12 protein-coding genes, 1 tRNA gene and 1 pseudogene are annotated in these 14,414 nt (G+C 68.1%); 11 read left to right on the top strand and 3 right to left on the bottom strand.

The window, feature by feature from the left end; all coding sequences use genetic code 11:
* The 9 genes and pseudogenes from DJ029_RS01730 to DJ029_RS01690 all read left to right on the top strand — a co-directional run bounded on the left by DJ029_RS01730 (window position 1) and on the right by DJ029_RS01690 (window position 8,868).
* On the top strand, window positions 1–1,797 hold the full coding sequence (locus tag DJ029_RS01730) for a branched-chain amino acid ABC transporter ATP-binding protein/permease (protein WP_112320597.1): 1,797 nt from the start codon (window positions 1–3) through the stop codon (window positions 1,795–1,797).
* Between the two features lie 52 nt (window positions 1,798–1,849).
* Window positions 1,850–2,512 (top strand): annotated as a pseudogene (locus DJ029_RS01725) (ABC transporter ATP-binding protein); the annotation flags it as partial.
* Window positions 2,505–3,017, top strand: coding sequence for a thioesterase family protein (locus DJ029_RS01720; protein WP_112320595.1), 513 nt, complete (start codon window positions 2,505–2,507; stop codon window positions 3,015–3,017). The pseudogene DJ029_RS01725 and the gene DJ029_RS01720, both read left to right, overlap by 8 nt.
* Window positions 3,018–3,095: 78 nt before the next feature.
* Window positions 3,096–3,959: an enoyl-CoA hydratase gene (locus DJ029_RS01715; protein WP_112320594.1), complete on the top strand. Its 864-nt coding sequence runs from the start codon at window positions 3,096–3,098 to the stop codon at window positions 3,957–3,959.
* 6 nt (window positions 3,960–3,965) lie between these two features.
* Window positions 3,966–5,129, top strand: a complete 1,164-nt coding sequence (locus tag DJ029_RS01710) for an acyl-CoA dehydrogenase (RefSeq protein WP_112320593.1) — start codon at window positions 3,966–3,968, stop codon at window positions 5,127–5,129.
* 12 nt (window positions 5,130–5,141) lie between these two features.
* The gene (locus DJ029_RS01705) at window positions 5,142–6,197 is read left to right on the top strand and encodes an acyl-CoA dehydrogenase family protein (protein WP_112320592.1); all 1,056 of its coding nucleotides are present in this window, start codon (window positions 5,142–5,144) and stop codon (window positions 6,195–6,197) included.
* On the top strand, window positions 6,190–7,341 hold the full coding sequence (locus DJ029_RS01700) for an acetyl-CoA C-acetyltransferase (RefSeq protein WP_112320591.1): 1,152 nt from the start codon (window positions 6,190–6,192) through the stop codon (window positions 7,339–7,341). The genes DJ029_RS01705 and DJ029_RS01700 overlap by 8 nt, the downstream gene beginning before the upstream one ends.
* Before the next feature lie 5 nt (window positions 7,342–7,346).
* On the top strand, window positions 7,347–7,964 hold the full coding sequence (locus DJ029_RS01695) for a gamma carbonic anhydrase family protein (protein WP_112320590.1): 618 nt from the start codon (window positions 7,347–7,349) through the stop codon (window positions 7,962–7,964).
* A 1-nt stretch (window position 7,965) separates the two neighbouring features.
* Window positions 7,966–8,868: an SDR family oxidoreductase gene (locus DJ029_RS01690; protein ID WP_112320589.1), complete on the top strand. Its 903-nt coding sequence runs from the start codon at window positions 7,966–7,968 to the stop codon at window positions 8,866–8,868.
* A gap of 19 nt (window positions 8,869–8,887) precedes the next feature.
* Here DJ029_RS01690 and DJ029_RS01685 read toward each other — a convergent pair whose 3' ends face one another.
* Complete coding sequence (locus DJ029_RS01685; protein ID WP_112320588.1) at window positions 8,888–9,682, bottom strand: SDR family oxidoreductase; 795 nt, start codon at window positions 9,680–9,682, stop codon at window positions 8,888–8,890.
* Window positions 9,683–9,822: 140 nt separating this feature from the next.
* On the opposite strand from DJ029_RS01685, the gene DJ029_RS01680 reads away from it, so the two are divergent.
* Window positions 9,823–11,391, top strand: coding sequence for a FadD3 family acyl-CoA ligase (locus DJ029_RS01680; protein WP_112320587.1), 1,569 nt, complete (start codon window positions 9,823–9,825; stop codon window positions 11,389–11,391).
* 298 nt (window positions 11,392–11,689) lie between these two features.
* Window positions 11,690–11,765: transfer RNA gene (locus DJ029_RS01675), tRNA-Thr, on the top strand.
* A 208-nt stretch (window positions 11,766–11,973) separates the two neighbouring features.
* Here the strand turns inward: DJ029_RS01675 and DJ029_RS01670 are convergent.
* Window positions 11,974–12,780, bottom strand: coding sequence for an IclR family transcriptional regulator (locus DJ029_RS01670; protein ID WP_112320586.1), 807 nt, complete (start codon window positions 12,778–12,780; stop codon window positions 11,974–11,976).
* A 22-nt stretch (window positions 12,781–12,802) separates the two neighbouring features.
* On the bottom strand, window positions 12,803–14,407 hold the full coding sequence (locus DJ029_RS01665) for a heme biosynthesis protein HemY (RefSeq protein WP_112320585.1): 1,605 nt from the start codon (window positions 14,405–14,407) through the stop codon (window positions 12,803–12,805).
* Window positions 14,408–14,414 lie beyond the last annotated feature (7 nt).

Below are 14,414 nucleotides of genomic sequence, written 5' to 3'. Positions count from 1 at the left end.
ATGAGCCAGGCAGCCAACACCATCGACATCGCCCCGGATCACAAGCAGACCGGCAAGTTCAACTCCGACCGGATGCAGCTGACGCTCGGCATTGCGCTGATCGTCGCCACGGGGATCGGCCCCAGCCTTCTGGGGAACTCCTACTGGGAGCACACGTTCCAGCTGGTCAACATCTACATCGCCGTCGCGGTGCTGCAGAACTTCCTGTTCGTGGACGCGGGCCAGAAAAGCTTCGGCCAGGGCGCGATCGTGGGCCTTGGCGCCTACGGGCTGGCGATTGCCAGCGGCGTGCACGGCTGGCCGCTGATCATCGGCGCGCTGGTGGGCGTGCTGGCGGCGGGCGCGGGTGGCTTGCTGTTCGCGCTGCCCGCGCTGCGGGTGCAGGGCTTTCACCTGGGCTTCGCGACGCTCAGCGCGGCCATCGTCTTTCCCCAGTTGCTGATTCAGTTCGACGGGCTGACGCAGGGGATCAACGGCATCAGCCTGTACATCCCCGCGCTGACGGAGCCGTTGGCCATGAGCCTAAGTCCGCTGACCATTCTGGTCACGCTGGTGCCCATCGCCGCGCTGCTGTTGCACTACACGATACGCAACGCGCGGCTGGGCCGCCGGATGCGCATCGCCGCCGAAAGTGCCGAGGCCGCCCGCTCGCTGGGCATCAACTCCGGCTTCATGCGCTCGCTCGCCTTCATCATCGTGGCGCTGGGCACCGGGGTCTGCGGGGCGCTCTACGTGCCGACCGTGGGCTTCATCAGCCCGCAAGGCTTCATAATCGAGCTGTCGTTCATCTTCTTCTTCGCGGTGGTCGTCGGCGGACGCGGGCAGCTTCTGGGCCCCATCGTGGGGATCTGGGTGGTCTACATCCTGCCCAACGTGCTGCTGGTCCAGCTGGTGGAATACCGCCTGCTGGTGAACGGCGCGCTGACGCTGGCCGTGGTCATCCTGTTCCCCGACGGCCTTGTCGGCACGGTCGAGGCCTGGCGGCGCAAGCGCAACCAGCGTGGCGGCGGCGAGGAAGGCTTCAGCCTGCGCCCCTTCACCGACACGCTGATGAAACGCCCCGAGCAGCCCATCGACGCGAACGCGGCCCCGATCATCGACGTGGAAGGCGTGACCAAGCGCTTTGGCAGCGTCGTGGCGCTGGACGGCGTGAACATGCAGGTGCGTCCGGGTGAGGTACACGGGCTTGTCGGGGCCAACGGCTCTGGCAAGACCAGCCTGCTGAACGTGATCTCGGGCTTCAGCCGGGCGGATGCGGGCAGCTACAGCCTTGCCGGGCGCAACGTAACCCGCGCCGCGCCGGTCAGCATCGCGCGCATGGGCCTTGGCCGCACGTTCCAGACGCCGCGGATCTTCCCCGACTTCTCGGTCTGGGACAACATCCGCATCGGCTTGGACGCGCGCGAAGCGCCGCTGGACGCAGAGGAACAGGCGTTGGTCGAGCGGCTGCGGACTTCTTACGAAGAGGATTCGCCGCGCATGATGTCTCACGGCCAGCGCCGCCTGCTTGAGGTGGTGCGCGTCAGCCTGGCCGCGCCGCGCGTGGTGCTGTTCGACGAACCCGCCGCGGGCCTGTCCCCCAGCGAGCGCGAGGAATTCGCCAAGCTGGTGCGCCAGCTCAGCCGGCGCATGGGCATGGCCGTGATCCTGGTGGAGCATGACCTCGACCTTGTCTGGGGTATCGCCGACCGCATCACCGTTCTTGAAACCGGCAAGGTCGTCGCCTCGGACACGCCACAGGTGTTGGCAGACGATCCCGCCGTGCAGCATCTTTTCGTAGGGGGCGCACATGCTTGAGGTCGACAACCTGACCGCCGGATACGGCGATATCCCGGTCCTGCGCAACGTCTCGCTGAAGGTGGAACCCGGTGAGATCCTGCTGATCGGGGGCGAGAACGGCGCCGGGAAATCCACGCTTCTGCGCGCGATCTCCGGCTTCAACAAGCCCACCGGCGGCACCGTACGCCTGGGCGGAGAGGACATCACCGGCCTGCCGCCCGAACAGGCGGCGCGCAAGGGGCTGCGCCTGGTCCTTGACGGGCACCGGGTGTTTTCCGAGCTGACGGTCTATGACAACCTGCGCATGGGCGTCGCCGCGCGCCGGGGCGACCGCGCCGGTTTCGAAAAGACGCTGGAGGAAATCTACGACGTCTTCCCGATCCTGGTCGAAAAGCGCAACGCCCGCGCCCGCGACCTGTCGGGCGGGCAGCAGCAGATCCTGGCCCTCGGGCAGGCTTTCGTGGCGCAGCCCAAGGTGCTTTTGTGCGACGAGCCGTCGATGGGCCTGGCGCAGGCACTTCTGCCGCCGATCCTGTCGTTCCTGCGCCGCTGGGCGGAGCAGGGCACGGCGGTGGTGATCGTGGAACAGCACCTGAAGGTGACCCAGCCCTACACGGACCGGGCCATGATCATCCAGCGCGGCGAGGTGGTGATCGACTGCCCCTCGACCCAGCTGGACGCGGAGCTGGCGGCGATGCACGAGGCGCGCCGCTCGGCCATGGCCAGTGGCTGAGGTCGGCCCGGCCCCGCCGGGCGCCCCGGTCTGGAGCGGCATCGTCCGCCCGGCATGGATCGATCGCAACGGCCACATGAACGTGACCGCCTACGACGCCGTGTTCCAGGAGGCCGAGCAGGCCTTCTTCCAGACCCTCGGCGTGGAGCGCAGCTACGCCGAGCAGGACCGGCGCGGCTTCTTCCGGCTGGAAAAGCACCTGCGCTACCAGGCCGAATGCCTGGCGGGCCAGCTGCTTGAAGTCACGGTCCGCCTGCTCTGGACCGACTTCAAGCGCTTCCACCTGTTCTACGAGCTGTGGCAGCCCGAAGCGGGCCGCCGCGCCGCCACGTGCGAGCTGATGTGGATGCACATGGACCTGACCGCCCGGCGGGGCCTGAAGCTTGCGGAAGGCCCCCTGCGCGACGCCTTCGCCGCGTACCACGCGCGTGAGGAAACCCTGCCCCCGGTGGACGGCGCGAGCCGCGCGATTTCCCCTGATCCCAGGGTCCGCAACGCCCGTTAGTCCCATTGGACGATGAAGCCCGGGCCGCGCGCGGGCTAGCACTGGATCAACATCCGGACAGCAGAACAGGAGCGCACCATGCCCGAATATGAAACCGACGAACCGGTTCTTTACAGGGTCGAGGAAGGGGTGGCCTGGATCACCATGAACCGGCCGAAGTTCAACAACGCGCAGAACTCGCAGATGACCTATGCGCTGGATGACGCCTTCCGCCGCGCGGTGGACGACACCGACGTGAAGGCCATCGTGCTGGGCGGTGCGGGCAAGCACTTCTCGGCCGGGCATGACATCGGCAGCCCGGGCCGCGACACTGACGTCAGCTTCGAGCGCCGCCTGATGTGGGAAGACCACGTCGGCAAGCCGGGGGCGGAGTTCCTCTATACCCGCGAGCACGAGGTCTACCTCGGGATGTGCCGCCGCTGGCGCGATATCCCCAAGCCCACCATCGCCATGGTGCAGGGCGCCTGCGTCGCCGGCGGGCTGATGCTGGCCTGGGTGTGCGATCTGATCGTCGCTTCGGACGATGCGTTCTTCCAGGATCCGGTGGGCAAGATGGGGATTCCGGGGGTCGAGTATTTCGCCCACCCGTTCGAGATGCCCCCGCGCATCGCCAAGGAATTCCTGCTGCTGGGCGATCGGATGCCCGCCGCCCGCGCCGAGCAGTTCGGCATGGTGAACCGCGTCGTTACGCGCGACGCGCTGAAACCCACGGTGGCGGAAATGGCCGCGCGGCTGGGCCAGCGCCCCTCGCTCGGGAACTGGCTGACGAAGCAGGCGGTCAACCATGTCGAGGATCTGCGCGGCAAGCGCACCGGCATGGACGCCGTCTACCACATGCATCATTTCGCCCACGCCCAGAACGAGCTGGTCAGCGGGGACCGGCTGGCCGGTCTGGACGCGGCCAGCATGGCGAAATCCAACAAGAGCGAAAGCAAGGGCTGATACGCGATGGATCTGAGCTACACACCTGAACAGCAGGCGTTCCGCGCCGAGGTGCGCGACTGGATGCGCGCCCATGTGCCCGCGGAACCGCCCGCCTCCTTCGACGGCAGTCTTGAGGGGTTCGAGGCGCACCGTGAATGGGAAAAGACCCTGCACGAAGGCGGCTGGGGCATGGTCACCTGGCCAAAGGAATACGGCGGGCGCGACCTGGACCTGATCCGCTGGCTGATCTTCGAGGAGGAATACTACGCCGCCGGGGCGCCCTTGCGGGTGAACCAGAACGGTATCTTCCTGCTCGGCCCGACGATGATGGAATACGGCAGTGACGCGCAAAAAGCGCGTTTCCTGCCGCCCATGGCGCGGGGCGATGAAATCTGGGCGCAGGCCTGGTCGGAACCGCAGGCGGGCTCCGACCTTGCGGCGGTGCGGGCCAAGGCCCGGCGCGAGGGGGATGAATACGTGCTGAGCGGGCACAAGATCTGGTCCTCGCGCGCAGTGAATGCGGACTGGGCCTTCGGCTTGTTCCGCACCGACCCGGAAAGCGAGCGTCACAAGGGCCTGTCGCTGATCCTGTTCCCGCTGGACACGCCGGGTCTGACCCGCCAGCCGATCGCGCAGATCAACGGCGAAACCGGCTTTGCCGAGCTGTTCCTGGACGAGGTTCGCGTGCCGGTGGAAAACCGCCTCGGCGAGGAAGGCGAGGGCTGGGCGATCTGCATGGCCACCGCCGGGTTTGAGCGTGGTCTGATGCTGCGCAGCCCGGCCCGCTTCCAGGTGGCCGCGAAGCAACTGGTCGAGCTGTACCAGGCCCATGCGGACGATTGCGGCCCCGCCACGCGCGACGCGGTGTTGCAGGCGTGGATGGACGCGGACGCCTATGCGCTGTCGATCTACGCCACCGCCTCTCGCCTGATCGCGGGCGGCTCCATCGGGGCGGAGGCCAGTGTCAACAAGATCTTCTGGTCGGAAATGGACATCGCCCTGCACAGGGCCGCGATCTCGATCCTGGGCGCGCGGGCGGAACTGATGCCCGCCGCGCCTGGCGCGGGGGACGTGGGCGACTGGCTGGACGGGTACCTCTTCTCGCTCGCCGGGCCGATCTATGCCGGCACGAACGAGATCCAGCGCAACATCATCGCCGAGCGGATGCTCGGCCTGCCGCGCAAGTAACGGGGGCGAAGGATGGATTTCACCTTTACCGAGGAACAGGCCATGATGGCCGACGTCGCGCGCGAACTGCTCGCGGCGAAATGCGATACAGCGACCCTGCGCCGCCAGATGGCCGAGGATGCCGTCTTTGACGACGCGCGCTGGCAGGCGCTGAGCGAGCTGGGTCTTCAGGGCATCCTGGTGCCCGAGGAGGCCGGCGGCCTTGGCCTTGGCGGGGCGGACCTTGTGCAGGTGGCGCAAGCCTGCGGCGCGGTCTGTTTGCCCGAACCGCTGGTGGACTTGGCCGGTGTCGTCGCGCCACTGCTGGCGGAATGCGGCGCGTCGGACGCGCTGGCGCGGGTGCTTGAGGACGGCGCGCTGATCGTCCTGGCGCACCCGCTGACCCCCTTCGTCGCCTTCGCCGACAAGGCCAAGGCCGCGATCCTGTGCGATGACGACGGGCTGCGTCTGGTCCAGCGCGCCGACCTGACCCTGACGGCGGAGCCGGGGATCGACCCGCTGCGCAACCTGTTCAGCGTGAGTGCCGAGCCGGGCGCGGGTGAGCGCATCGCCGGGCCGGACACAGCGCCAGCCCTTCTGGCCCGTGCCGCCGGGCGCGGGGCGCTGTTCGCCGCCGCGCAGATGCTGGGCAGCGCGCAAGCCTGCGTCGACCTCGGCGTGGCTTACGCGCAGGAGCGCAAGCAGTTCGGCCGCCCCATCGGCGTCAACCAGGCGATCAAGCATCACCTCGCCACTGCGCAGGTGAAGATCGAGTTCGCCCGCCCCGTTGTCCACGCCGCCGCCGTGCTGGAGCCCGATGCCGGGCCGCAAAGCCGCGCGCGGATTTCCCACGCCCGTCTGGCGGCTGCCGAGGCGGCGGACCTGGCCGCGCGCACCGCGATGCAGGTGCATGGCGCGATGGGCTATTCCTGGGAAGTGGACGTGCACTTCCACCTGAAACGCACGCTGGCGCTGTCCTCCCTCTGGGGTACGGCGGAACATCACCGAAAGATCATTGCAGCACGGGTTTTCGACGGGCCGCTCGGCCCTGACCAGACCTTCCCGCAGGAAAGGCACCACCATGGCTGAAGCTTATATCATCGACGCCGTCCGCACCCCCGTCGGGCGCAAGAAGGGCGGGCTGGCCAATGTGCATTCCGCCGACCTCGGCGCGCATCCGATCAAGGCGCTGATGGACCGCACCGGGATCGACCCGGCGGCGGTGGATGACGTGGTCTACGGCTGCGTCGACACCATCGGCAGCCAGGCGGGCGACATCGCGCGCACCTGCTGGCTTGTCGCGGGCCTGCCCGACCACGTGCCCGGCGTCACCGTCGACCGGCAGTGCGGCTCGGCCCAGCAGGCTGTGCATTTCGCCGCGCAGGGCGTGATGAGCGGCACGCAGGACCTGGTGGTCGCGGGCGGCGTGGCGAACCTGAACATGGTGCCGATCTCTGCCGCGATGATCGTCGGGCAGCAGTACGGCTTCCCCGATCCCTTCACCACCTCGCCGGGATGGCAGGCGCGCTACGGCGACCAGGAGGTGGGGCAGTTCCTGTCCGCGCAGCGCATCGCCGACAAGTGGGAGCTGAGCCGCGAAGACATGGAAGCCTTCGCCCTGGCCAGCCACCAGCGCGCGCTGACCGCCACCGCCGAGGGGCGTTTCGCCAATGAAATCGTGCCCCTCGAAGGGGTCGAGGTGGACGAACCGCCCCGCGCAGACACCACGCTGGAGCGTATGGCCGGCCTGAACCCGCTGATCGAAGGGGGCACGATCCACGCCGGGATCTCCAGCCAGAACGCGGATGCGGCGGCGGCGATGCTGGTTGCCTCGGAAAGGGCGGTGAAGGACCACGGGCTGAAGCCCCGTGCGCGCATCCATCACCTGAGCGTGCGCGCCGATGACCCGGTCTGGATGCTGACCGCGCCGATCCGCGCCACCCGCTACGCGCTGGAAAAGTCCGGTATGCGGATCGAGGATATCGACCTGTTCGAATGCAACGAGGCGTTCGCCTCCATCCCCATGGCGTGGATGAAGGAACTGGGCATTCCGCATGAGCGTGTGAACGTGAACGGCGGGGCCATCGCGCTCGGCCACCCCTTGGGTGCGACCGGCGCGCGGCTGATGACGACGCTGCTGAACGAGCTGGAGCGGACCGGCGGGCGTTATGGCCTTCAGACCATGTGCGAAGGTGGTGGCCAGGCCAACGTCACCATCATCGAGCGGCTGTAAGCCCCGTGCCCTGCTATAGTTTCGAAGGGCGCATCCCGGTCGTCGATCCCACCGCCTACGTGCACCCGCTGGCGGTGGTGATCGGGGATACCACCGTCGGGCCGGGGGCCTGGATCGGCCCCGGCGCCAGCCTGCGCGGGGATTTCGGGCGCATCACCGTGGGCGCGCGGGTCAGCGTGCAGGACAATTGCACGATGCACGGCTCTGCCGGGTACGACAGCATCGCGGAAGCGGGGGCCACCATCGGCCACGGCGCGATCCTGCATGGCTGCCGGGTGGGACCGAACACGCTGATCGGGATGAACACCGTCGTTCTGGACGGGGCGGAGATCGGCGCGGAATGCCTTGTCGCCGCGATGAGCCTTGTGCGCGGCGGGCAGCAGATCCCGCCCCGGCGGCTGCTGGCGGGCAACCCGGCGCGCGTCTTGCGCGAGCTTTCCGAGGACGAGATCTTCTGGGCCAACGGGCCGGATGGCGAATACGCGCGGCTGGCGGAACGCTGCCGCGCGTCGCTCGTGGAATGCACACCGCTGGACGCGCCCGAACCGGGGCGGCGGCGCAATGATGGCGACGCGCAGCCGGTCAGCCTGCGCCGCGCCGCGACCAATCGAAAGGAAGACTGACATGGGAATTTGCGAAGATCGCGTTGTGATCGTCACCGGCGCGGGCCGGGGCCTTGGGCGCGCCTACGCGCTGGAACTGGCCCGGCAGGGCGCGGCGGTGGTCGTCAATGACCTTGGCGTCGGCAACCACGGCGAAGACACGGGTGAGCGCCCCGGCGAGCAGGTCGTCGCCGAGATCGAGGCGATGGGCGGCCGCGCCGTGGCGAATTTCGACGACGTCGCCGACTGGGACGGGGGCGGGCGGATCGTTCAGACCGCGCTCGACACCTTCGGCGGGCTGCACGCGGTGGTGAACAACGCCGGGATCGTGCGCGACCGGATGTTCGTTTCGGCCACGGTGGATGAGTGGGACGCGGTGATGCGCGTGCACCTGCGCGGCCATTTCTGCACCTCGCGTCACGCTGTCGATTACTGGCGGGCGGAGGCGAAGGCCGGGCGCCAGGTCGATGCGCGGATCATCAACACCACCTCTGGCGCCGGGTTGCAGGGCTCCATCGGGCAAAGCGCCTATTCCGCCGCCAAGGCCGGGATTGCCGGGCTGACGCTGGTGCAGGCGGCGGAACTGGGCCGCTACGGGATCACCGCGAATGCCATCGCGCCCCAGGCCCGCACCCGCATGACCGAGGGCGCTTTTGGAGAGGCGATGTCGCGCAAGGAAGATGGACTGGACGTCTTCGCCCCGGAAAACACCGCGCCGCTGTTGGCCTGGCTGTGCTCGCAGGAAGCGGAAGTCACGGGTCAGGTGTTCGAGCTTCTGGGCAGCAAGCTGTGGCTGTCGCTGGGCTGGAACGACGGGCCGTCGCGGCAGAACGATGGCCGCTGGCCTGCCGAGAAGATCGGTTCTGCCGTGGCGGAGCTGATGGCCGAACGCCCGGCTGCGAAGCCGGTTTACGGGACGTCCTGAAACGTGGGCCCGGGCGGCGTCAGCCGCCCAGCCGCTCCACCTGGTCGAGGAACAGGGGCTTCTCACCGCCGCCGTGCACCTCAAGCGTCGCGCCGGAGACATAGGCCGCCATCGGCCCCGACAGGAACAGCACCGCCTGTGCAATATCCTCGGGCGCGCCCATGCGGCGGGCGGGCAGGGAACCTGCAATCGCATCCCGTGCTTCAATTGAGCCATAGGGCAGTTGATCGCCGCCCGTCTCGATCAAGCCGACGACGATGGCGTTCACCCGGATCTCCGGCCCCCATTCGGCGGCAAGGCTGCGCGTCAGCCCTAGAAGCCCCAGTTTCGCCGCGCCATAGACGGACGTCCCCGGCGAGGGCCGCGTGGCCGAGACGGAGGCGATGTTCACGATGGCCCCCGGCGCATCGCCCTTGCGCATCCAGCCCGCCACCGCCTGGGACATGTGGATTGGCCCGGTCAGGTTCAGCGCGATGATCTTTTCATGAAAGCGGGGCGAAACGGTCGCCGCGTCCACGGCGGGCGAGCCGCCGGCGTTGTTCACCAGGATGTCGGTACGCCCGAAATCAGCCCCCACCGCGTCGGCGAAGGCGGCGACCTGGGCCGCGTCGCGCACGTCGCAGGCGTAAAAGCGCGCCTCCCTTCCTTCTGCGCGGGGCAGGGATTCCGGGGCGCTGCGCCCGCAGATCGCGACCTCGCAGCCAGCGGCGAGCAGGGCGCGGGCGATCTCCGCGCCGATGCCGCGTGTGCCGCCGGTCACGATGGCCACCCGGCCGTCCAGCCGGATATCGGCGCTGGGAAGGGGCGTCTGCATGGGGCGGGTTCCTTTCGCTCGGCTCTGGTAGGGTTTCGCGCAGCTTAGGCGGCTGACCGCGCGGGGCGTCGTCTTTTCGGACGATGCAGCCCCGGTGCGCTGGCGGCAACCATCGGGCAACCCCAGCAATCGGAATAGTGATGCTCGACCCAGACACCCTGACCCGCTCCACCCTTCCCGTACTCTGCGCCGAGGCCGCAATGGCCTATGGCGACGCGCCCGCGATCGAGGACACGCAGAGCGGCCGGACGCTGAGCTTCGTCGAGCTGCACCAGGCGGTGCGCCGCATGGCCCGCGCGCTGATCGCCAGTGGCGTCGAACCCGGGGACCGGGTGCTGATCTGGGCCCCGAACTCGGCGGACTGGATCGTGGCGGCGCTGGGTATCGCCAGCGCCGGGGCGGTGATGATCCCCGCCAGCACCCGCTTCAAGGGCGGCGAGATCGAGGACCTGGTCCTGCGCGGCGGCGTGCGCATGATCCTGAGCGCGGGTGACTTTCTTGGCCACTACTACCCCGACATGCTGACCGGCGAAACGCGCGCGGCACTGCGCGAGGTCGTGGTGCTCGGCGCTCCGCGGGGCGCGGATACGGCGCTGGAGGACATGCTGTCGCGCGCCGAAACCGTGGACGATGCCACGCTGGACGCGCGCATCGCGGCGGTCACGCCAGAAACGGTGTCGGACATCCTGTTTACCTCGGGCACCACGGGGCGCTCGAAGGGGGTGCTGTACTGCCACGGGCAGTTCCTGCGCGTCGTCACCGACTGGGCGCAGCGCGTCGGCATGCAGCGTGGCGACCGGGTGCTGGTCATCCCGCCCTTCTTCCACGCCTTCGGCTATCGCGGGGGGGCCATCGCCTCGCTGATCGTGGGCGCGACAATCCTGCCCCAGGGCACCTATGACCCGGAGGAGGTGCTGATCCGCGTCGCGCGCGACCGCATCAGCGTGATCCCCGGCCCGCCGACCATCTTCCAGGGCATGCTGAACCACCCCCGCATGGCGGAGTTCGACCGCTCGAACCTGCGCCTCGGGATCACCGGGGGCGCGGTCATCCCCTCGGTCCTGGTTGAGCGGATGCGCAGCGACCTTGGCTTTGCGGGCGTCTGCAACGGCTATGGTCTGACCGAATGCGGCGGCTACGGGACCATGTGCCGCCACGACGACCCGGTGGACGTGATCGCCAACACTGCCGGCAAGGCGATGCCCGGCGTCGAGGTCTGCACCATGTCGAAGGACGGCACGCTGCTGCCCCAGGGCGAGGCGGGCGAGGTGGTGATCCGCGGCCACATAGTGATGAAGGGCTACCTCGACGACCCCGAGGCGACGGCTGCCACCATCGACGCGGACGGCTGGCTGCACACCGGCGACTGGGGCCACATCGACGCGGACGGCAACCTGCATATCGAAGACCGCATCAAGGACATGTTCATCTGCGGCGGTTTCAACAGCTACCCGGCCGAGATCGAGCGCCTGCTTTGCCGCCACCCCGCCATCGACGTGGCCGCGGTGATCGGCATCCCCGACGAGCGCCTGGGCGAAGTCGGCAAGGCCTTCGTCATGCTACGCCCCGGCAGCACCGTCGGCGAGGCCGACATCATCGCCTGGGCGCGGGAAAACATGGCCAACTACAAGGTCCCCCGCCAGGTGGAGATCCGCACCAGCCTGCCCACCAGCGCCCAGGGCAAGGTGCTGAAGCGCGAACTGAGCTGAAAAGAGCGCGCGGGTGCGGCTTTACCAGCGATGCCGGGTGGAAGCGTCAATCATGGGTAAAGGCTGCACGCGAGGCGAAGGTGAGCCATGATGGCGAACAGGAAATCCGGTGCTGATTCCGCCTTGCACAGCTTGCTGTTAGCGTTTAAGTCGTGCGCCTGAGCCGCGGTAGCTTCAGCTGGTAAAGTAACTGTTTCGCAGGTAGCGGGCCCGCCCGTGAATGGCCTTCAAAACCAGTTACTTACACGCGGCGAAAAGTAATTGGTAGGCCATTGTAAGGCCGCGACGAAAGAAGAATGCCGCTGTAGCTCAGCTGGTAGAGCACGTCATTCGTAATGATGGGGTCGGAGGTTCGAGTCCTCTCAGCGGCACCATTCTTCTTCACCGTACGCGCGAATTTCCCACCGTCATCAATATCTTCTGCATGGCCCTCGGGTTGTGTTTGCGCCGTCGATTTTCGGGACTCCGGGCTGCGCCTGTGCCCTGGATTTGGGGATGGCGCCAATGCCGGGCGCCATCCTGCGTCTTCGTCTTGCCGTCGCCCTGATATCACTCTCTAGGCTGCCCCCTCGCCCCAACGGGTCAGTGCGTGGGCATGTAGCCCAGCTCGGACGACAGGGTCTGGGCCGTTTCCAGCAGCGCGGGGATGAACTCTTCCTCGGCCTTTTCTTCCAGGTAGACGTCCTGCCCGATGATCGTGATCGCCATGACCATCTGTCCGGCGTGGTCGAAAACAGGCGCGGCATAGGCCGAGATCCCGGGGATCGGCGGGGCGTCCACCGTGGCATAGCCAACCTCGCGGATGTGATCCATTTCCTTGCGGGTCATGAAGCGATAGGTGCCGACGCGCCCGCTGTCCGCGGTTTCGCGGCGCTCCTGGGCGATGGCCGCCTTTACCGTGCCCTCCGGCAGGAAGGCGGAAAAGACGCGTCCGCTTGCCGTGCCTGTCATGGAATAGACCGTGCCGGGGCGCGTGTTCATGTTCAACTGGCTGCCGCTTTCCCTGACGAAAACCACCGTCGGCCCGAAAGAGCCCCAGACGACCAGGGCGACATGCAGGGCGGTTCGTTCGGCCAGGTCCACGATGGCTTCGTTGGCAAGGCTCATCGCGTCCGTCGTGCGCATGCTGGTGATACCAAGGCCGAGGGCGAAGCGGCCCAGCCGGTAGCGGCCGGTGTCCTCGTCCTGCTCGATCAGGCCGATCCTGCGATAACTGACCAGGTAGGCATGCGCCTGCGCCGGGGCGAAGCCGGCCACCTGCGCAAGGTCCTTCAGCATCATCGGCTCGATCTCTTCTGCAATCGCGGACAGAAGCCGCGCGCCGCCGGGGTCTTTTGCTGGTGGATGAACTGTGGCGCCAGCATGGCCGACTTGGCCCCGTGGCTGCATCGCAGGGGTGTTTCGCCGCGGCTCAGAGCGCCTCGGACGTGCGGACCGGCTTTGGTTCCTCGTCGCGGGTATCTTCTGCCGTGTCCGTGCCCGCGCTGTCGGGGTGAAGCGGCGTGACGCGGTCATCGGTGTCCCCGTCGTCGCTGACCTCGGCGTCGTCCACGCTTTGCGTGGGGGGGTGGCGTTTGCGGGGTGTTTCGGCCTCGGCGGCGGGGGTGTCCTGTTCGGGTTCCGGCTCGGGGTCGGGGCGTTGCAGGGCGCCGACGATCAGGGGCAGCATCGCCGCGGCGCTGCCGGCTTCCTCGGTCGCGGGGGGCAGGGTCCAGGACAGGGTGTCGAAGGATTCGCAGGTCTCGCAGATCGGCGTCCAGGTCCCGTGGGCGGTGTTGCACTTCTCACAGACCCAGGCTTCACCGCGCGGCGCGTCCAGCGCCTTGGCGAGCCAGCCGCGCACCACGCTGTCGGGGGCGCCTTCGCCGCGCTCGATCGCGGCCATAAGCGCAAGGGAGCGTGTGGTCGGCGCTGTTTCCGCCAAGTCGCCGAGGGCGCGGCGGGCGCCGGGGAAATCCTCGGCCGTCAGCGACAGTTCCGTCGCGACCATGCGTGTTTCCGGGTTGTCGGGCTGCAACGCCAGCAGAGGCTGGAAGCGCTTCAGGCGGGCTTCCGGGGTTTCGTCGGGCGCGATGGCGGCGAAGGACGCGGCAAGGTCCGGGTGGGGCTGCGTCGTCCAGGCCTTCTTGACGATGCGCGCGGCGTGGCGCGCTTCGCCTGCCTCGGCGTGCAGGCGCGCGGCAAGGGCGGCGGCGGGGACGAAGGTGGGTGACAGGCGGTTCGCGGCATAGGCGGCTTCGCGGGCCTTCGCCTCGTTCTGATCGGCAAGTGCGGCGCGCGCATCGGCCAGCGACAGCACCGCCTCGCGGCGCTTGCCGACATCCTTGGGCATGGAGGAGGCGCGCACCTTGGCGGTCAGCGTGCGCCGCGCGCCGGACCAGTCGGCGCTGCGCGCCTGCAGGTCGAACAGCGTGTCGAGCGTCGGGTTATGCTGGGGCTGGATGGCGAAGGCCTTCTCGGCCAGTTTCAGCGCCGTCACGGTATCGCCTTCCTTCAGCTTCTGGCGCAGCAGGCCCTGCACGCCGACGAAGCGGGTTTTGTCGTCGGTCAGCATTTCCTTGTAATAGGCCAGCGCGCGGTCGGTGTTGCCGTTCAGCTCTGCGGTCTGGGCGTTCAACAGGCGCGTCAGTTCGGGGCGGTTGAGCAGCTTCTCGGCGGTCTGGGCCTTGGCCTGCGCCTTGCGCCCCTCGCCCGCGGCGAGGGCGATCATGCTCTGGGTCACCGCCTCGAATCCGCGGCGTTCGCGGTTCCGGTCGAAATAGCGGGAAATGGCGGTCTGGTCCCCGGTGAGGAAGCGCAGGATGGCCATGATGAAGCCCACCAGTCGCAGCACGATCCAGGTCGCCAGCATAAGCACCAGAAGCGCCACCAGGAAGCCAAGGGGCGACAGGGTGATTTCCTGCCCGGCAAAGGCCAGGCTGACTTCGCCGGGGGTTTCCATGATCATGCCCGCGCCATAGGTCAGCGCGGCGGCGACGCCGATGAACAACAGGATCTTGATAAGGGACCAAAGCATTCAGATT

This window comes from Oceanibium sediminis (assembly GCF_003265325.1).
Taxonomy (GTDB): domain Bacteria; phylum Pseudomonadota; class Alphaproteobacteria; order Rhodobacterales; family Rhodobacteraceae; genus Halovulum; species Halovulum sediminis.
The sequence above is the reverse complement of the archived record's forward strand: the minus strand, read 5'-3'. Positions and strand labels throughout refer to the sequence as shown.